General features: G+C 49.9%; 19 protein-coding genes. 14 read left to right on the forward strand and 5 right to left on the reverse strand.

The annotated features are described in order from the left end of the window. The first annotated feature begins 264 nt into the window (after positions 1-264). The 5 genes from larB (at position 265) to DW915_RS05210 (ending at position 4,839) form a co-directional block, all read left to right on the forward strand. A complete protein-coding gene (gene larB / locus DW915_RS05190; RefSeq protein WP_118741718.1) occupies positions 265-1,017 on the forward strand; it encodes a nickel pincer cofactor biosynthesis protein LarB in 753 nt (250 codons plus the stop codon). After that, positions 1,010-2,311, forward strand: a complete 1,302-nt coding sequence (gene larC, locus DW915_RS05195) for a nickel pincer cofactor biosynthesis protein LarC (protein ID WP_118741719.1) — start codon at positions 1,010-1,012, stop codon at positions 2,309-2,311. Before larB ends, larC begins: the two co-directional genes overlap by 8 nt. Next, a complete protein-coding gene (fliB, locus tag DW915_RS05200) occupies positions 2,308-3,483 on the forward strand; it encodes a flagellin lysine-N-methylase (protein WP_055265399.1) in 1,176 nt (391 codons plus the stop codon). Before larC ends, fliB begins: the two co-directional genes overlap by 4 nt. Before the next feature lie 85 nt (positions 3,484-3,568). Then, positions 3,569-4,216, forward strand: a complete 648-nt coding sequence (locus tag DW915_RS05205; RefSeq protein WP_117509208.1) for a YczE/YyaS/YitT family protein — start codon at positions 3,569-3,571, stop codon at positions 4,214-4,216. Positions 4,217-4,353: 137 nt separating this feature from the next. Next, positions 4,354-4,839 carry a cytidylate kinase-like family protein gene (locus DW915_RS05210; protein WP_022461910.1) on the forward strand — a complete coding sequence of 162 codons (486 nt, stop codon included), beginning with the start codon at positions 4,354-4,356 and terminating at the stop codon, positions 4,837-4,839. 74 nt (positions 4,840-4,913) lie between these two features. Here DW915_RS05210 and DW915_RS05215 read toward each other — a convergent pair whose 3' ends face one another. Next, positions 4,914-5,705 (reverse strand): DUF975 family protein, encoded by a 792-nt coding sequence (locus DW915_RS05215; protein ID WP_117509207.1) that lies wholly within the window; start codon positions 5,703-5,705, stop codon positions 4,914-4,916. Between the two features lie 295 nt (positions 5,706-6,000). Here DW915_RS05215 and DW915_RS05220 point away from each other — a divergent pair, with 295 nt between their 5' ends. From DW915_RS05220 to DW915_RS05235, 4 genes are all read left to right on the forward strand, one after another. Further along, on the forward strand, positions 6,001-6,912 hold the full coding sequence (locus DW915_RS05220) for a GTP pyrophosphokinase (RefSeq protein WP_226906353.1): 912 nt from the start codon (positions 6,001-6,003) through the stop codon (positions 6,910-6,912). Between the two features lie 32 nt (positions 6,913-6,944). Next, a complete protein-coding gene (locus DW915_RS05225; RefSeq protein ID WP_055227506.1) occupies positions 6,945-7,172 on the forward strand; it encodes a hypothetical protein in 228 nt (75 codons plus the stop codon). Beyond that, positions 7,169-7,723 carry a hypothetical protein gene (locus DW915_RS05230; RefSeq protein ID WP_022461914.1) on the forward strand — a complete coding sequence of 185 codons (555 nt, stop codon included), beginning with the start codon at positions 7,169-7,171 and terminating at the stop codon, positions 7,721-7,723. The genes DW915_RS05225 and DW915_RS05230 overlap by 4 nt, the downstream gene beginning before the upstream one ends. Before the next feature lie 202 nt (positions 7,724-7,925). Beyond that, the gene (locus DW915_RS05235) at positions 7,926-9,350 is read left to right on the forward strand and encodes an alanine/glycine:cation symporter family protein (protein ID WP_158554960.1); all 1,425 of its coding nucleotides are present in this window, start codon (positions 7,926-7,928) and stop codon (positions 9,348-9,350) included. 19 nt (positions 9,351-9,369) lie between these two features. Here DW915_RS05235 and DW915_RS05240 read toward each other — a convergent pair whose 3' ends face one another. Continuing rightward, positions 9,370-10,263, reverse strand: a complete 894-nt coding sequence (locus DW915_RS05240) for a polysaccharide deacetylase family protein (RefSeq protein ID WP_226906352.1) — start codon at positions 10,261-10,263, stop codon at positions 9,370-9,372. 136 nt (positions 10,264-10,399) lie between these two features. Between DW915_RS05240 and recQ the strand changes: the two genes are divergently transcribed. The 3 genes from recQ (at position 10,400) to DW915_RS05255 (ending at position 13,645) form a co-directional block, all read left to right on the forward strand. Beyond that, positions 10,400-12,235 carry a DNA helicase RecQ gene (gene recQ / locus DW915_RS05245; protein ID WP_117509420.1) on the forward strand — a complete coding sequence of 612 codons (1,836 nt, stop codon included), beginning with the start codon at positions 10,400-10,402 and terminating at the stop codon, positions 12,233-12,235. A 52-nt stretch (positions 12,236-12,287) separates the two neighbouring features. Beyond that, the gene (locus DW915_RS05250; protein WP_117509205.1) at positions 12,288-13,169 is read left to right on the forward strand and encodes a hypothetical protein; all 882 of its coding nucleotides are present in this window, start codon (positions 12,288-12,290) and stop codon (positions 13,167-13,169) included. A gap of 137 nt (positions 13,170-13,306) precedes the next feature. Continuing rightward, positions 13,307-13,645 carry a cyclic-di-AMP receptor gene (locus DW915_RS05255; RefSeq protein WP_055227503.1) on the forward strand — a complete coding sequence of 113 codons (339 nt, stop codon included), beginning with the start codon at positions 13,307-13,309 and terminating at the stop codon, positions 13,643-13,645. A gap of 4 nt (positions 13,646-13,649) precedes the next feature. Here the strand turns inward: DW915_RS05255 and DW915_RS05260 are convergent, their stop codons facing one another. The 3 genes from DW915_RS05260 to DW915_RS05270 all read right to left on the reverse strand — a co-directional run bounded on the left by DW915_RS05260 (position 13,650) and on the right by DW915_RS05270 (position 16,757). Continuing rightward, positions 13,650-14,417 carry a TIGR03915 family putative DNA repair protein gene (locus DW915_RS05260; RefSeq protein WP_117509204.1) on the reverse strand — a complete coding sequence of 256 codons (768 nt, stop codon included), beginning with the start codon at positions 14,415-14,417 and terminating at the stop codon, positions 13,650-13,652. A 98-nt stretch (positions 14,418-14,515) separates the two neighbouring features. Beyond that, a complete protein-coding gene (locus tag DW915_RS05265; protein ID WP_117509203.1) occupies positions 14,516-15,955 on the reverse strand; it encodes a putative DNA modification/repair radical SAM protein in 1,440 nt (479 codons plus the stop codon). Positions 15,956-16,277: 322 nt separating this feature from the next. Next, positions 16,278-16,757, reverse strand: a complete 480-nt coding sequence (locus tag DW915_RS05270; protein ID WP_117804390.1) for a COG2426 family protein — start codon at positions 16,755-16,757, stop codon at positions 16,278-16,280. A gap of 278 nt (positions 16,758-17,035) precedes the next feature. On the opposite strand from DW915_RS05270, the gene hisH reads away from it, so the two are divergent. Together hisH and hisF are read left to right on the forward strand one after the other, a co-directional pair. Next, the gene (gene hisH / locus DW915_RS05275; protein WP_117804391.1) at positions 17,036-17,653 is read left to right on the forward strand and encodes an imidazole glycerol phosphate synthase subunit HisH; all 618 of its coding nucleotides are present in this window, start codon (positions 17,036-17,038) and stop codon (positions 17,651-17,653) included. Between the two features lie 3 nt (positions 17,654-17,656). Beyond that, positions 17,657-18,418, forward strand: coding sequence for an imidazole glycerol phosphate synthase subunit HisF (gene hisF / locus DW915_RS05280; protein ID WP_117804392.1), 762 nt, complete (start codon positions 17,657-17,659; stop codon positions 18,416-18,418). The last annotated feature ends 2 nt before the right edge of the window (positions 18,419-18,420 follow it).

The following is an 18,420-nucleotide window of genomic DNA, read 5'->3' on the forward strand; positions in this document are numbered from 1 at the left end:
GGCGGCATCGGCGGGGATTCTTATTTCTATACGATGACTCACACTGCGAAAAGAAAACATTGCGGGAACGCAAAAAGCAGAGTATACTTGTGTATAGAATCTGCTTGACTTAAAGTGCACTTCATAGTTTAAAATAAAGAAAGCTGGAGATTTGCGGTGTCAGAAAAGAGAAGGTTCTGACAAAGCAGAGGTTTCGGCTTTCTTTTTATGTTGTATCGTATTTGGGTGTGAAAAAAAGGAAAAAACGAAAACGAGGTGAATGCTTTGGAGGCAAGAGAAGTATTAGAAAAAGTAAAAAACAACGAAATCTCGATCGAGGAGGCAGAGAAATATTTCAAAAAAGAGCCGTTCGAGGAGATGGGATATGCTAAGCTGGATACGCACCGTGAAATCCGGAGCGGGTTCCCGGAGGTCATTTTCTGTGCGCGGAAGGCGGATGAACATCTGCTGAAGATTTTTACGCGCCTGTATGAGCAGGACGGAGAGGTTTTCGGAACGAGAGCCAGTGAGCATCAGTACGAGCTGATCCGCAAAAAGTTTCCGGAAGTGGTGTATGATCCGCTGTCCCATATTTTAAAAATAGAAAAGAAAGACAAGAAGCGGATCGGAAAAATTGCGGTCTGTACGGCTGGAACTGCGGATATTTCCGTTGCCGAGGAGGCGGCGCAGACCGCAGAATACTTCGGTGCAAACGTTGAGCGTATCTACGATGTCGGTGTGAGCGGTATCCACCGCCTGCTGTCGCGTCTCGATACGATTCAGAGCGCCAACTGCGTTGTAGCCGTTGCCGGAATGGAGGGGGCGCTGGCGAGCGTGCTCGGCGGCTTGGTGGACAAGCCGGTGATTGCTGTTCCGACATCCGTTGGCTACGGGGCCAGCATGAACGGTCTTTCGGCGCTGCTTACGATGATCAATTCCTGCGCGAACGGAATTGCCGTCGTGAATATCGACAACGGCTATGGAGCCGGATATATTGCAACACAGATTAACAGAATGGGAGTACATCAAGATGAGTAAAAGTTTATATCTGGAGTGCGGGAGCGGAATCAGCGGAGATATGACCGTTGCAGCGCTGCTCGACCTGGGAGCAGACCGGGAAGTACTGGAGAAATCACTGGAAAGCCTGAAACTGCCGGGATACGAAATTGCGATTACAAGAGTGAAAAAGTCGGGGCTGGATGCCTGCGATTTCAATGTGATTCTGGATGCAGAGCATGAGAACCATGATCACGATATGGCGTATCTGCACGGGGATGGGGCGGAAGTGCATGACCATCCACATGATCACGAGCATCATCATGACCACGATCACACAGGGGAGCATCATCACCATCATGAGCACCGCGGGCTGCCGGAGATTCTTGCGATTATCCGCAGCGGCGGTCTGACACCGGGAGCAAGAGCGCTGGCGGAGCGGATTTTCCAGATTCTTGCCGAAGCGGAAGCAAAAGCCCATGGCGTTCCGCTTGATCAGGTGCATTTCCATGAGGTGGGAGCTGTCGATTCCATCGTTGATATTGTGGCTGCCGCTGTCTGCCTGGATAACCTGGCGCCGGATGAAGTCATCGTGACGGGTCTCAGCGAGGGAAGCGGCTTTGTCAGATGCCAGCACGGCATGATCCCGGTTCCGGTACCGGCTGTTTTAAATATCGTACAGGCACATGGCCTGACCCTCGTTCCGACCGGAATCCAGGGTGAACTGGTCACACCGACCGGAGCAGCCATTGTTGCGGCAATCCGTACCAAAGAGACACTGCCGGCATCCTTCAAATGTACCAGAACAGGTCTTGGCGCCGGAAAACGGACGTATGAGCGCCCGTCACTGCTGCGTGCAATGATGCTCGAAACAGAAGAAAACGACGAGAAAGATACGATCTGGAAGCTGGAGTGCAACATTGATGACTGCACCGGCGAGGCGCTCGGCTACTGCATGGGAAAACTGCTGCGATCAGGCGCAAGAGATGTCCATTACATCCCGGTCTATATGAAGAAAAACCGCCCGGCTTACCAGCTGGATGTAATCTGTGATGATAAAACGCGGGAGACGTTGGAAAATATCATATTCGCCGAGACCACCACAATCGGCATCCGCCGCTGCCGGATGGAGCGCACCGTGATGAAACGCGAGTTTGCGACAATCGCAACCGAGTACGGCCATGTGACAGTCAAGATCTGCCGCCACGGCGAGATCGAAAAAATTTACCCAGAGTACGAGAGTGCCGCAGTAATTGCAGAAAAAAGCGGCATGCCGGTCGGCGAGGCTGGTGCGTGGATCGTACAGAAATATAAAGAAGGAAACAAAAAAGCATGAGATATTTAAAACCACATTTTTACGACCAGTTTGTATGCACCGCCGGAGACTGCCCGGATACGTGCTGTGCCGGCTGGCAGATCGTGATCGACGAGGATTCCCTGGAGCGGTATGGAAATGAGAAGAGTGAGTTTGGAAAGCGCCTGCGCAATTCGATCGACTGGGAGGAAGAGTGTTTTTACCAGAACAACCGCCGCTGTGCCTTTCTGAATGATGAAAATCTCTGCGATCTTTACAAGGAACTGGGGCCGGATTCCTTATGTGACACCTGCCGCCTTTACCCGCGCCATACGGAGGAGTACGAGGGTCTGCGTGAATTATCCCTGTCCCTTTCCTGCCCGGAAGCTGCACGGATTATCCTGTCCTGCAAAGAGCCGGTGCGTTTTCTGGAGGAGGAGACCGACGAGGAGGATGATTTTGAAGAGTTTGACTTCATGATGTTCTCCCAGCTGGAAGACACGAGAGATGTTTTGTTCCGGATTCTGCAGAACCGCGAACTGCCGCTGCAGGAGCGCATGACGGCGGCAGAGCAGCTCGCAGAACAGTATCAGATCTGTATGGAGGAGCAGCGGGAGTATGATATCGATGACCTGCTTCGGAAGTATGAAAAGCATCTGGAAGAGGGAACCTTAAGCGAGTGCGTGGCGGAGAGCCTTGCGGAAAAAGGTGTGGATGCTGCATCCTTTCATGCATATGACCGCCAGGTGAAGGAACTTGCCGTTCTCCGCGGTCTCGAGCGTCTTCGTCCGGAATGGGATACTGTGCTTGACGGCACAGAAAAAGCGCTGTATCAGAACGGAGAAACCGCTTATCAGGCCATCTGTGAAGAATTCCATCGCACCTGGGGCGCTGCAGGTGAACGCCGTGCAGAGTGGGAAAACATCGGTGAGCAGCTTTTGATGTTTTTCGTCTACACCTATTTCTGCGGCGCCGTCTATGACGATATGGTCTGTTCCAAAATGGAACTCGCGCTGTTCTCTGTCCGTTGGATTCAGGAAATCCTGGTTGCACGGTGGCTGGAAAATGGAAAAACGCTTTCCATGCACGACATCGAGGAGCTTTCCTGGCGCTATGCGCGTGAGGTCGAGCATTCCGATGATAATCTGAATGCGCTTGAGGACTGGCTTTTTGAAACTTATGCACCAGAAGGCTGTGTGCTGGAGGAGGAGTAATCCTGCATCCGATAGACTTACTGCACATTTTCCCTGATGTGTGTTAAGATAGAAGCGTTGTTACAGAAAGAAAAGAGGGAAAATTATGCAGGAAAAACAAAAGAAATGGATTCTGCGCATTGCGCTTTATCTGATTGGAATTATGGTGCTGGCACTCGGTATCACACTGAATACGAAGACGAACCTCGGCGTATCGCCCATCATCTCCATGCCGTACGCCGTGGCACAGATCTTCGGCTATGAAACAGGAACCGCCGTCTTCGTGGCGTATTTGATCTTCATCGTATTACAGATCGTACTGCTGAAAGGAAAATTCCCGCCGTTCCAGCTTCTGCAGGTTGCCGCAAGTTACCTGACGAGCGCCTTTATCACCATCTTCGACCGGATTTTCCCGGCACCTGACCAGATGGGAATGCGGCTTCTCGTTCTTGTCCTTGCCATCATTCTTACGGGAATCGGCGCCGCTGTGACCGTAGACGTCAACATCGTCCCAAACCCGGCCGACGGCCTGGCAAGAGTTCTCGGCGAGCGCTGCGGAAAGAACATGGGTTTCGGAAAAAATCTTTTTGATTTCTCCGCCATCGTCATTTCCCTTGCGATCGGCCTCATCGATGCCGGCCGGCCGGTAGGAATCGGAATCGGCACTGTTATAGCCATGGTCTGCACAGGAAGAGTCATCGCGGCATTCAATCATTTCGCAAAAAAGAAAATAGAAGAAATCACCATCGCCTGAGTGATCCATGCCCCTGTCGAAAAACCTTGAGTTTTCGGTGGGGGTTTGTTATAATAAAAGACAGCGAAAGAAAAATTTTTTGATTTGTCATAAGGCGTTTGTTTGCGTTATGAGAAGTGCGAAGGAGGAAGTGGCAAATGAACTTAGTTATTACGATGAGCCGCCGGTTTGGTACTGGGGCGAGTATTATTGCGAAAGAACTTTCCGAGAGACTGCATATCCCGGTATATGATAAGGACGATGTAGAGCACGGCATGCGTGAAAATGCCTTTGAATCTGAGGCGGATGCGATCCGCGAGCTGGCGAAACAGCCGTGTATTATCATTGGACGGTGTGCTTCGGAGTTTCTGAAAGATAAAAGCAACGTCATCAATATTTATGTCTGCGCGGACAAAGAGGACCGGATCAAACGTATCATGAAGCTGTTTTCCCTGACAAGAGAGGCGGCTGAGGTGATGCTGGAAGAGACAGACAAGCAGCGTGCCGAGTATTATTATAAAAATACCGGAAAGACATGGGGCGATGTCAATAACTACCATATGATCCTGAATACCTCGGATCTTGGCATCGAGAACTGTGCCGATATTCTGATGCGGTATTTTGAAATGAAAGATTATATCTAAGAGATATTTAAAAAGAAATACATAAAAAATCAGGTGCTTCCCGAAAAAGAGAAGCACCTGATTTTTTGTGCGGTTTAGTAAGCCTGATACGTATTGCCATAACTCCGGCTGGAGAAGTAATTCTGTTTCAGAACCAGGAACAGTTCGGCATCGGTTGCATATTTGTACGGATACAGATAGAAAATACCGACAAGATTGCAGGTGATTCCGGAAAGAATATACCATCCGATAAAGGAGAGATCAAGAATAAATGTATTCATCTTTTCACCGTTCATCATTTCACGGCTGATGCGGAATGCTTCTTCGGTCGAAAGTTCCGGGTAGTCGGCGAGAAGATAAGGAACCATGCGGTATTCATAAGCTTTCACAATTCCAGGAATCAGAAGAAGCAGCGACCAGAGGAATATATAAAGATTTTTTAAAAACAGAGTCCACACAGTTTTTCCATAGTAGCCGTTCTGGAATCCGAACAGTATGTTGCCAAGTCCCGCTTTTTCCATCGAGTTTTCAATGAAAAACCTCGAGCCTCCTACCTCAAATGGTGCAAGAACAAAAATACGGATCAGAATAAAGGCAAGACCAATGACAAGAAGTACAATGCCGCTGAAGACAGTAAAAACAAATTTAACCGGTCCAAGCGGGGTGAATTTTTCTGCAAAGGATTCCACATTGAAGTTATCGGAAGAAATCGTAAATCCAGATATACCGACCGAGTTAGTCTGATTGCTGTCATTGTTGGAATTTCCAGAATTAGAAGTACCGCTTCCGACCAGCAGAGTCAGAATCAAGGCGGCTACCACACAGATCCAGTAATTGCGTAAAAATGCGGCTTTTCCGCGGGTTTTCAGTTCCTCTCGAGTCCACATAAAAAAGACCTCCCTCTTAATGTAAGTGTAAACAGCAGACAATTCTGCCAAGTCACGATTATCTTACCATGGGGCAGGTGAAACATCAAGACAGCTTAAGGAAAGTTTAAGAAATTGGCAGAAAGATTAAAGTGGAAATGTGCATTCTTAAATAAAGATTTTACTTGTGAAGCGGGGATGAATGTGCTATAATCTCTCCGGTGCGTCAGAACGCAGCGGGGCCGGGTTTCTCCGGGGTGCGTTCTGAAAAAAAGAAACCTGTACGTTGAATTGACAAAGAGAGCGAGGAATCTACGTGTATCTGACAAAGGACGAGTTTTTGCAGAAATTCGGAATTCTGCCGCAGGAATTTGAGGAAGCAGATATTTCCTGGGAAGAACTGCTGGAAATTGCGGATGATTATGAACGGCGCCGTCCGACGCTGGAAAAGATCCGAAAAGAATTTGTGGCAGAGTTTTTGCAGGACAAGGAAAAAGAGATCGGACTGCAGTCGTACCACAGCCGTCTGAAGGACACCGAACATCTGGTGGAAAAGCTGGTGCGCAAGCGCCTAGAAAATTATGCAAAGTACCGGAAAATGGATTCGACAAGCTATATGCGTTACGTGACAGATCTGATCGGAATCCGGGGACTTTTGCTGTATCGGGAGGACTGGGTAAACTTCCATAAATACATTACGCACTGGTTTAAAAATGATCCGGAGAAATACATCCGTGATTACGGCCGTGACTACGACCAGAACGCATCGGGCTATATGGCAGAGCCGCCGAAAGTCCATACAAGACTTGGCGATTACGCCGACATTTATGTGAACTGGATTCCGGAGGAGAACATTCTGGACCGGAAACATTACCGTGCGGTGCATTACATTGTCGTTTACCGCGGCGTCTACATTGAAATTCAGATTAAGACGCTGTTCGAGGAGGGCTGGGGAGAGATTGACCACAGCATTCTTTACCCGCGGCGCAAGGGAAACGCCATGCTGACAGAGTTTTCCGAGCTGCTGAACCGTCTGGCGGGCATGGGAGATGAGATGGGATCGTTCTACCGCCGTCTCCAGGTTGTGCCGGATGAGAAGTTCCAGAGCAAGGAAACGATCGTGCGCAAGCGTGAATTAAAACCGCAGGTCAAGGCAGCGGTGGAAAAACGCGATCTGAATGAAATTCATACGATGGATGATGCCGTCTGGAGCATACTGAAAGAATAAAACTGCTTTTCAGACATGGGAAAGGATAAAAAATGGATGGAAGAAACACGGGCCGCATGGGCTTCTCTCATGCAGCAGAGGACTCTGCGGAGAATATGATGGCGGCAGTCAAAGCCGGAAAAATCCGAAAACATCTGATGGGAAATACCTCGCCGATCCGCTACGGAACAATGGAAAAACGCGAGATGACCGAATATACCGACTTTGTCCGGACGAAACTCTGCTATGAAATCCTGAATCTGCCCGGGGAGGAAAAATGAATACAATAGAAAAAATATACACAAACTACGACGGACTTCTGGAAGAATTTTCCGAGGAAGTAATCCAGAGCCGTTACGCTGTTTTTTACGAAGAAATCGAGGAATTTGCCAAGAGTCTCGGCATCCGCGAGAAAATCCAGATCAGCGAGTCGCTGTTGAGCCATGCAGTGCTGGACTATTTCACGGATATTTCCCGCCTGAAACATTTTCATCAGGCAAAGCATATCAATTCATTGAAAGTGATCTCCTATGAGACCTACTGGCTGCTGCGGAGAAAACCGATCCAGATCCTGGTGGAGGATGAGACATCGGATGCGATGGCATTTCTGAACGAAAAGTTCGTCTTTTCCCGGATTGCCAAATATCTGATGGGCGACGGAAAACGGGTGATTTTAAGTCCGGAGACGAAAAAAGGCTTTCTGAATTATCTCGATTCGCTGTTTTATTACCTGAAATACCGCAATTACGATGCAGAAATGCTCGAGATGATGCTGATGGGCTTCAAAGCGGGTGTTCTCGTGGCGGATGATTTAAAGGAGCAGGAGTCCTGAAAAACGGGCGGAAGCGGAATACAACAAAATAAGATGAAGATCGAAAGAACCGGACGGGCCGTAAGGCTGCTGTCGGGTTCTTTTTTTGTGCGGTGCTGCATAAAGTGCAGAGAAAACATTGCGATGCATGGACAGAAAACCGTTTAACAATGGAGGGACGGGAACTGCTTTCCTTTGGAACTTTGTACAGGGAGGAATGGATATGGCCACGCTTGAAAAAATCAATGCATTTCTAAAAGCGGTGAATGCAGCCGCCTGGGGACCGCCGCTTCTTTTTCTGCTGCTTGGGACAGGCATTTTTCTGACCATCCAGCTTCGCGCGCTACCCATTCGACGGTTGTTCTTTGCGCTTCGTACAGCATTCGGCCGTGAGGCGAGATACAGCGGGGAGAAAACAGAAGCAGGAGTTTCGCCGTTCGCATCGCTGATGACGGAACTTGCGGCGGAAATCGGGACGGGCAATATCGTGGGGGTTGCCTCCGCAATGGCGCTTGGAGGACCAGGAGCACTGGGATGGATGATGCTGGCGGCGGTTGTGGGACTTGCTTTGAAATTTTCTGAGAGTTTTCTCTCGGTGCAGTACCGGATGCAAAGAAAAGACGGAACATACTGCGGCGGTCCGATGGTGACGCTGACCAGAGCATTTCCGGGGGAGCGGCTGGCGAAGATGCTGGCTGTGTTTTTTGCCGGAAGCACCGTGCTGGTATCTCTCGGAATGGGCAATATGACGCAGGCAAACTCGATTGCGCTGGCGATGCAGGATACGTTTGGCGTGGCAAGAGAAAAAAGCGCGTTGGTGCTGACGATTCTTCTTCTGCTCGTGGTGACAGGCGGACTGCGTTCCATTGCAAAAGCGGCGGAGGTGCTGGTACCGGGAATGGCACTCTTTTATCTGGGCGGGGCAGGAATGGTAATCGGTCTGCACGCCGGAGAGCTTCCGCGGACACTGCTTGCGATAGTACGGGACGCGTTTTCTTTCCGGGCGGTATCGGGAGGAGCGGTGGGTGCGGGAATTTCCCTGCTGCCGCCGGCCTTGCGGTATGGAATTTCCCGCGGTGTGTTTTCGAATGAAGCAGGGCTTGGAGCAGGCGGAATCAGTGCTGCGGCGGCACAGACCGACGATCCCGTGCGGCAGGGGTACATCAGCATGACAGGTGTGTTCGTTGATACCATGGTGATCTGTCTTGTGACCGGCCTTGCCGTTGGAGTGACCGGGGCGGCAGAGGGGATACTGGAGGCGGAAAAAGCGGATGGAGCGGCGATGGTAATTCAGGCCTTTGAAAGTGTGTTCGGACCGGCGGGAGGCTATGTTGTCGCGGTCGGGATTCTGCTGTTCGCATTTGCAACGATGGCCGGCTGGGCATACCAGGGGGAGCAGGCGTTTCTCTGGCTGGTGAAAAAGGATAGCTTCGGAATGGTTTACCGTGTTTTCTTCTGTTTTGCAGCGTTTGCCGGGTGCGTCTGCATGGCAGAAACGGTCTGGAATTTTGCGGAGCTTGCCAATGCCTGCATGGCGGTGCCGAACCTGCTCTGTGTGCTGCGGCTCTGGAAGGAAGTAAAAGAGGAGGCATTCCGGTTTGAAAGCAGGATAAAAAAAGCAGAACAAAAGAAAGATAGAAATACATGAGAAACCGTATTTCCGGTCCTCAGGCAGATTTCGATGCGAGCTGATCGAGAGAGCCGAAAGAATATCCCATTTCTTCCCATTTCGTCAGCAGCTCATCGAGAATCTCCGCGTTGGTGGATGAGGTATTATGAAGCAGGACGATGGCACCGGGATGAATGCGTCCGGTCAACTTTTTGAAAGCCTCCTCGTGGGTCGGCTGCTGATCCTGGTACCAGTCTACATAGGCGAGACTCCAGAAAAACGTCTGGTATCCGAGGTCCTTTGCCATCTGCAGGTTCTGTGTGCTGTATTTTCCCTGCGGCGGCCGGTAAAATTTCACCATTTCCTGGCCGGTGGTTTCCTGATAAAGTGTGGAGACTCGGTTCAGTTCTTCTGAGAAGGCTTCCTGCGTGGAGATTTTGGACATATCCGGGTGCGACCAGGTGTGGTTTCCGACGATATGGCCTTCCGCTGCCATACGTTTGACAAGATCCGGCTGGTCGGAGAGAAAATTGCCGACGACAAAGAACGTTGCGGGAGCCTGATGCTTCTGGAGCGCATCAAGAATCGTTGGTGTGTTGCCGTTTTCATAGCCGCAGTCAAACGTCAGATAGATGATGTTTTCTTCCGGTGAAGCGGCAAACCAGGCGTTGTAGGCGGCAAGCTCTTCGGATGTAGCATTGCCGACGGGAGTCTTCCCTTTTTCCGGGAAGGAGAGCCCCCAGTTTTCGGCAGCAGAGGAGAGGACGGGCATCGAAACGGAAGAAACAGGTGTCTCCGGCGCAGCAGAGAGAAAAACTGGGGCTGCCTTTCGGAGCGCACGGCAGGTAAAGTGGGACAGAACAGAGCCAAAAAGAAAAGCGGAGCAGAAAAAAGCGGCGGCGATACCGGCTTTTTTCAGGATCCGGCGGGAAAGGGGTGAAAGAGAACGCATAAAATCCCCCTCCAGGACTTTTTGAGACAATATATGTATGGATGAAAGAAAACATGCGGCACACATCTGTTTGACTTTACCTGCAATCTATGTCACAATGGAGGTAGAGTGGATGGAAAGGGCAGAGAAAAACAAGATGACAAAATATGAGGTTTTAAAAAAGTACTTCGGTTACGATTCCTTCCGGGAGGGGCAGGAGATGCTGGTGGATGCGCTTCTGAACGGACAGGACGTGCTCGGCATCATGCCGACCGGAGCAGGAAAATCGCTGTGTTATCAGATTCCGGCGCTTCTGCTGCCAGGAATTACCCTGGTGGTATCACCGTTGATTTCTCTGATGAAGGATCAGGTATCGACCCTGAACCAGGCGGGGATTCACGCTGCGTTTCTGAACAGCTCCTTAAGTGCGGCGCAGTACCGGAAGGCACTCGGCTTTGCCATGGAGGGCCGGTACAAGATTATTTATGTCGCCCCGGAACGCCTTCTGACACCGGAATTTTTGTGCGCGGTGCAGTCGATGGAAATTTCGATGATTAGTGTTGATGAGGCACACTGTATTTCCCAGTGGGGTCAGGATTTCCGCCCAAGCTACCTGAAAATCACAGAGTTTGTCGAGCAGCTTCCCGCACGGCCGGTGATCGGTGCCTTTACGGCAACGGCAACAAAAGAGGTACGGGATGATATCGAAGCACTACTGTCTTTGCGTGATCCGGTACGTCTGGTCACAGGCTTTGACCGGAAAAATCTGAAATTTACGGTACAGCAGCCGAAAGATAAATTCGCAGCCGTGGAATCATTCCTTGCAGAGCACGAGGCGGACTGCGGAATTATTTACTGTCTGACCAGAAAAAATGTGGAGGAGGTCTGTGAGAAACTCGAGCAGAAAGGATATTCTGTCACAAGATACCATGCGGGTCTCTCTGACCTGGAACGGAAGGAAAACCAGGAAGATTTTATTTATGACCGGAAGCAGATCATGGTAGCGACAAACGCTTTTGGTATGGGAATCGATAAATCGAATGTGCGGTACGTCATCCATTATAATATGCCGAAAAACATGGAAAGCTATTATCAGGAGGCCGGACGAGCAGGCAGGGACGGCCTTCCGGCGGAATGTATTCTGCTGTACGCGGGACAGGACGTCATCACAAACCAGTTTTTTATCGAAAACATGGCGCAGGAGAGTGAGGATCCCGAGACGACAGCGCTGATCCGTCAGCGGGAGGAGGAACGGCTGAAGAAAATGACGTTTTACTGTTTCACCCATGAGTGCCTCAGAGATTATATCCTGAGGTATTTCGGGGAATACGGTTCCAATTACTGTGGAAACTGTTCCAACTGCCTCTCGGAATTTGAAACGGTGGATGTGACAGCGGCGGCAAAGGCAATCCTTGGCTGTGTGCGGGAATGCCGTCAGCGCTACGGCACGACGGTGATTCTCGATACCCTGCACGGTGCGAATACCGCGAAAATCCGCCAGTACCGCATGGATGAAAACTCCCATTACGGGGAACTGGCAAAAGAGCCGGTCTACCGGCTGCGGCAGATCTTAAATGAACTGCAGGTCCGGGAATATCTCTATGTAACGGCCGACACATACAGCATTGTGCGCCTGTTGCCAAAAGCGGCGGAGCTGCTGGATGAGGACGGCACGATGCTGATGAAGATGGCAAAAGAAGAAAAACGGATTCCGAAAGCCGCAAAAGAGAAGACAAAGACAAAAACCTCGGCAGCGGCAAAGGATCTTTCCAACGAGGAGGCCGCGGTATTCGAAAAACTGCGGGCACTCCGGATGGAGCTTGCAAAGGAGCATAAAGTGCCTCCGTATATTATCTTCTCGGATAAAACACTGATCCAGATGGCGATGGAGAAACCGTCCAACAAAGAGGAAATGCTGGCGGTCTCTGGTGTCGGCGAGAGCAAATTTGAAAAGTACGGGGAACCGTTTCTTGCATGTCTTGCAGAAAGATAAAACAAGTCGTGTAAAAAAAACGGGAAAACAACAGGAAAGGAAGAATACGCTTATGAAAAAAGAAAACGCAGTTATTTTTGGAGTGACCGGTGTTGTAGTTGCCGCCGTGCTGATTGGAGGCGGAATCTATATGAAAACGGAACGGGACCGAAATCTGAATGCAGATACAGCAAGTACTGCAGCGGACAGCAATAGGGCAGAAGAAGTACAGAAAGCCGTATTTCTTGCAGAAGATTCCGGGTTATGGTACCTGGGAGATCTGGAACACGGAAACATCTATGTGACACATACACCGTCCGACACACTTTACGATGAAAATGGAAATGCTATTGATCCGTCCGAGATCAAAAAAGGAGATTTTCTTCAAGTGGAGGGCGACGGTATTATGCTGAACTCCTATCCGGGACAATATCCGGGTATCAGCCGTATTATGAGAATCAGCGGCGGTACGGAGGCGGATGCAGAAAAATTCGATGAGGAACTTTCCCAGATTCTGCCGGAAAAGGATCCATCGGAAATTCCGTTTCTGAATCTGTGCTACACACAGCCAAATGCCCAGGTGACAGCTATGGCAACACAGGGAGGTTATACCTGGTCTTATGTTGATGAGGACGGCAATGGTCAGAACGTCGTTGCGGACAGTGCGTTCATTCTGGAATGGACGGAACTGAGTGATCTGCATACAGCAAATGACGAAGGAAAAACCGATCTGGAGCTTGTCTTCTCGGAGGAGCCGGATTCTGTCACAGCAGAAAGATGGCCGGCCGAAGACCGGGGGCAGAACTTTGGCAATGGTTACCCGGAGGGAGAAAGCGTTTCTGTGGAGCATGCGGAGAGCTGGAGCATTCCGGGAGCCGAGGCCGGCTACATCTACGAAGTGGACGCGGTATTCGAAAATGGAACCGTGTCATACGGATTTGAAGTGAAAAAGTAAAAAAAGACTTTCTTTTTCCGTGACATTATGCTATTTTTACTGTGAAAACAGAAAAATGCAATGTGCCATACGGCATAAGCAGCTGACTTTTCAAAAATCAGAATCCGTTTGACCGGAGGATGCGAGGAGGAATTTGTATGAAGTTAATTGTTGCTGTATTACGGAAAGAGGACGAGGCAGACACCATTGCCGAGTTGAACAAAAAAGGCTTTTTTGTGACGGAGCTTGCCACGACCGGCGGTTTCCTGAAGGAGAAGAACACAACACTGCTGATCGGAACCGATGATCATAAGCTCGACGCTGTGCTTGCGATCTTAAAACAGGAAGCAGGGCTTCGGAAAACAGTTACCTATGCGGCCACCCCGATGGAAAGCGGAAACTTCTGCCCGGGCGGAAATTACTCTGTTCCGATTGATACCCAGACAGGAGGCTGTACTGTGTTTGTGCTGAACATGGAACAGCTGGAAAAATTCTAAGACTCTAAAAATTTTTAAATTCCGGCATATGATCCCGGTAGTGGAGCGGCAGATGCGTACGCTGACAGTCGGGATTGGAACGCTCTTTGATGGCAATTGCGGTGAAAAATCCTTTCCAGAGTTCTTCGTAAGGGTCCGAAGTGGATTCCGTGAGGGAAAGGCGTTCTATTTCATCCGGAGAAAGACGGGTCAGATAAAAGGGCCGGTCAGCGGGATGCACGACGGCAAGCTGCCGGTTATCATCGAGAATCATCCAGTTTTCTGAGGGAAGCCGGTCAGAAAAATGGGGAGCGACCAGGGTCAGCACATTGGCTTTCGGGGAAATATGCGAGACCAGGATCGGAAAACCGGAGGAAATATTTGCAAAACGGATAAATTCCCGGAACGAATGCGCTTCATTTGTGACCTGACGGGAAACTTCAAAAGCGTGGAATACCGCCGGTTCCTGCAGCATATGCAGGGTATCCTTTCCATAGGAAAAGCCGTAGAGCAGAAAACGATAAATGATGTCGGGAGCGTCGCTTCTCTCGGACATTGCACAGAGATAGACGAGCCGCCAGGCTGCTGCGCCGATCTTCTTTTGAATGGATCGCGTGACGCTGGCGGCTTTTTCTGTGTCCGGCTCAACATGGCAGTAATCGCAGAACAGCTCCAGATTGCCGACTGGTTCCGTCATCAGCCGTACATTGCGGTAGCCGAGACGGGAATTCCAGGCTTCATAGATGCAGGTCAGGATCGACGCAAGATCCGGGCTGCAGGTGTAAACAGTCATAATAAAATCCTTTCTGAAATCAATTGATACAGACAACAGCCTTCTGCAAAAAGCGCAGATACAGCAAAAAGGCTTTTCCGTGAGAAGAACGCCCGGGATTATATATGCCCAGGTACGGCAGCATCAAACAGAGAAAGCTGCTGATACTGTTCCGGATGGGAAACCTCCCAGTTGGAGGCGGCTTCCTCTCCCGTGAGCTGCCGGGTCAGAAACTGCTGTTCCAGCCGCATGTGATACATCATTTTTCCCTCGCAGGTGATAAAATATTTGGCGCGTTTCAGCACCACACCGATCTTTTTCAGATGATCAAATGAAAGATGGGAGCTTCTGCGGCTCTTTACAATCCGCATGGCCGATTTCGGCCCGATGCCGGGAACGCGCAGAAGGTCGGCATACTCAGCCGTGTTGATCTCCACCGGAAACAGCTCCATATGGCGCAGCGCCCAGTCGCATTTCGGGTCGAGCTGTGCATGAAAGTTCGGGTGGGCTTCATCGAGCAGTTCATCCGCCTGAAAACCGTAGAAGCGGAGCAGCCAGTCTGCCTGATAAAGGCGGTGTTCCCGAAGAAGCGGCGGCTTGGTTTCACGTGAGGGCAGGGCGGAATCCTCGTTGACCGGAATGTAGGCGGAGTAAAAGACGCGCTTCAGGTCATACTGCTGGTAGAGAAGCTGTGAGGTGGAGAGAAGCTGGTAATCGTTTTCCTTTGTCGCACCGATGATCATCTGCGTGCTCTGGCCGGCAGGAACGAAGGGAGCAGAGCGTTCCTTTTCCGGCAGTGACCGCGCGGAGGAGGAAGAGATCCAGCCCAGATCGGCAGCGGAGGCGGAAATCTGCTTTCGTGTATCGAAAATGGAGTGGGAGAGATAGCGGTTTCCCGAGGAACGCTCTAAAAAAGCGCTTTTCCCTGCGGTCAGCCGGTAATCTACAATACCGGACTGGATCTGGCGCATGGGTTTTAAAATCGCTTTCTGTGTCTTCTGCGGGGCCAGTTTCTGCAGCCCTTCTCCGGTCGGGAGTTCCAGATTGACGCTCATGCGGTCGGCGAGATAGCCGGTCTTTTCGATCAGCTCGGCGGGTGCGCCCGGGATAGCTTTGACGTGGATGTAGCCGTTAAAGCGGTAACGATTACGTAAAAGATGCAGAGTGCGGTACATGAGCTCCATCGTATGGGCAGGATTTTTGCAGACGGCGGAACTTAAAAAGAGTCCCTCAATATAGTTTCGGCGATAAAATTCCGTGACGAGTGTACAGACCTCCTCCGGTGTAAACGTGGCGCGCTGCCGGTCATTCCCGGCGCGGTTGACGCAGTATTTACAGTCGTAGATACAGTCGTTGCTCTGCAGAATTTTCAACAGAGAGATACAGCGTCCGTCGGAAGAAAAGCTGTGGCAGATACCGCAGGAGACCGAATTGCCGAGATGTCCCTGTTTTCCGGCACGGTTCACACCGCTGGAAGTGCACGCAACGTCGTATTTGGCCGCGTCAGCGAGAAGATTCAGCTTCTCGGAGAGAGAAAGTGTTTGTGATGATAACTGCATGGCAGAAAAATTCCTTTCTATGTCCAAATGAATACGAATAAAAGTAAAACAATAAGATAACAGGTATTTTATAAAAAGAACAACTGTTCGATAAAAGAAGTGTAACACAAATCGAACGAATGTTCAAGAGGAAAAATGAAAATAGTACAAGAAAATACTGGAAGAAAAGAAACAGAATTCGATCCGGAAAAACGTGAACAGGAAACAGCAGGGAAAATTTCTGTTAGAAAAAAGTTATACAAAAACAGCCGCACAGATCGGAAAAACAAATCTGTGCGGCTGTAAGCCAAATTTTATGGAATTGAAACGGAAGCAGAGCCGTTTACGCCAAAAGCGCCCCAATTGCCCCGAATACGCCGGAACTTGCAAGCAGCATGATGACGCTTGCAAGGAGAACACCGCCCATGATGGCGAGAACGCTGGTCTTAAAGTCCATATCGAGGATACTTGCGGCCAGTGTGCCGGTCCATGCGCCGGTTCCCGGGAGCGGAATGCCGACGAAGAGCAGCAGGGCGAGCGGAAGTCCGCGGCCGGCTTTTGCTTTCAGTTTTTCCCCGCCTTTTTCGCCTTTTTCCAGACACCAGGTGAAGAACTTTCCGATATACTTTTTATCACATCCCCAGACAAGAACCTTTCGAGCGAACAGGAAAATAATCGGAACCGGAAGCATATTTCCGATGACGGCGATCAGATAGGCCGGAAGCGTCGGAATATGGAAAGCTACCGCGTACGGAATCGCACCACGCAGCTCGATGAGCGGAACCATGGAAATCAAAAATACAATCAGATATTTGGTAATCATATACACCTCTCGTTTTTTACAAAGTGTTATCGTTTCTTAGTGCAACGCTCTTATTGTAGCGTGATGCCCGTCATTTGTCCAGTATAAAAAGAAAGAAAAGAGCGGGAGTAAAAGAAATCTTAAGAATTTCTGTATTTTTGTATAATTTTATAACCTTCAAAATTTGAATTTTAGAAAACGGTATGTTAGAATGAAGTGTACTGTTTGCAAAAGAACAGCAGAGATGCCCCCAATGACAGGGGGCGTGGACTGAAATAACAAACGAGGAGGACCCACCTATGATTGCACTGATTGATTATGATGCCGGAAATATAAAAAGCGTGGAAAAAGCCTTTCAAAGCCTTGGAAAAGAGGTTGTACTGACCAGGGATCCAGACGTGTTAAAACGCGCAGATCACGTCGTTCTGCCGGGTGTCGGCAGCTTTGGAGATGCGATGGAAAATCTGAACCGCTATCATCTGGTGCCGGTTATTCATGAAATCGTAGAAAAAGGGACTCCGTTTCTTGGAATCTGTCTCGGGCTTCAGGTTCTGTTTGAACGCAGCGAAGAGAGTCCGGGTGTCGCAGGACTTGGATTGTTAAAAGGAGAGATTCTCCGGATTCCGGATAAAGAGGGCTTAAAAATTCCACACATGGGATGGAACTCCCTCCATTTACAGAAGGAAGGAAGATTATTCAAGGGCATCCCACAGGAATCATATGTTTACTTTGTCCATTCCTACTATCTGAAAGCAGAAGAGGAGGAAATTGTAAAAGCAACGACAGAGTACAGTACACACATCCATGCATCCGTGGAAAAAGGAAATCTGTTCGCCTGCCAGTTCCACCCGGAAAAGAGTTCAGATCTTGGACTTGCCATTCTGAAAAACTTTGCGGAAATTGGAGAGGAGGACTAAGCGATGTTTACAAAACGAATTATCCCATGCCTGGATGTAAAAAACGGAAGAGTCGTAAAAGGCGTTAATTTCGTCGATTTAAAAGATGCCGGAGACCCGGTGGAGATTGCAAAAGCGTACGACAAGGCAGGAGCCGATGAAGTTGTGTTCCTTGATATCACAGCCTCCTCCGACCAGAGAGGAACCGTTGTCGATATGGTGCGGAAGGTAGCGGCAAACGTTTTTATTCCGTTCACTGTCGGCGGAGGAATCCGCACTGTGGACGATTTCAAGATGCTGCTCCGAGAGGGGGCCGATAAAATTTCGATTAATTCCTCCGCGATCAACAATCCGCAGCTCATTGGCGATGCGGCGCAGAAATTTGGCAGCCAGTGCGTGGTCGTTGCGATCGATGCGAAGAAGAGAGCTGACGGAAGCGGCTGGAATATCTACAAAAACGGCGGCCGGATCGATGTCGGCATCGACGCCGTCGAGTGGGCGAAAAAAGCCGAGAGCCTCGGAGCCGGAGAAATTCTGCTCACCAGCATGGACTGCGACGGAACAAAGGCGGGATACGATATCGAGCTGACAAGAACGATCGCAGAGAGCGTCGGCATCCCGGTCATCGCATCCGGCGGCGCAGGAACGCTGGAGCATTTTTATGATGCCTTAACCGAAGGAAAAGCCGATGCAGCCCTCGCCGCATCCCTGTTCCACTACAAAGAACTGGAAATTCGTGAAGTCAAAGAATATCTGGCAGGCCGTAATGTGCCGGTCCGCCTGTAAAA

Origin of the sequence: Blautia sp. AM42-2 (genome assembly GCF_003480245.1) — a bacterium.
GTDB lineage: Bacteria > Bacillota > Clostridia > Lachnospirales > Lachnospiraceae > Fusicatenibacter > Fusicatenibacter saccharivorans.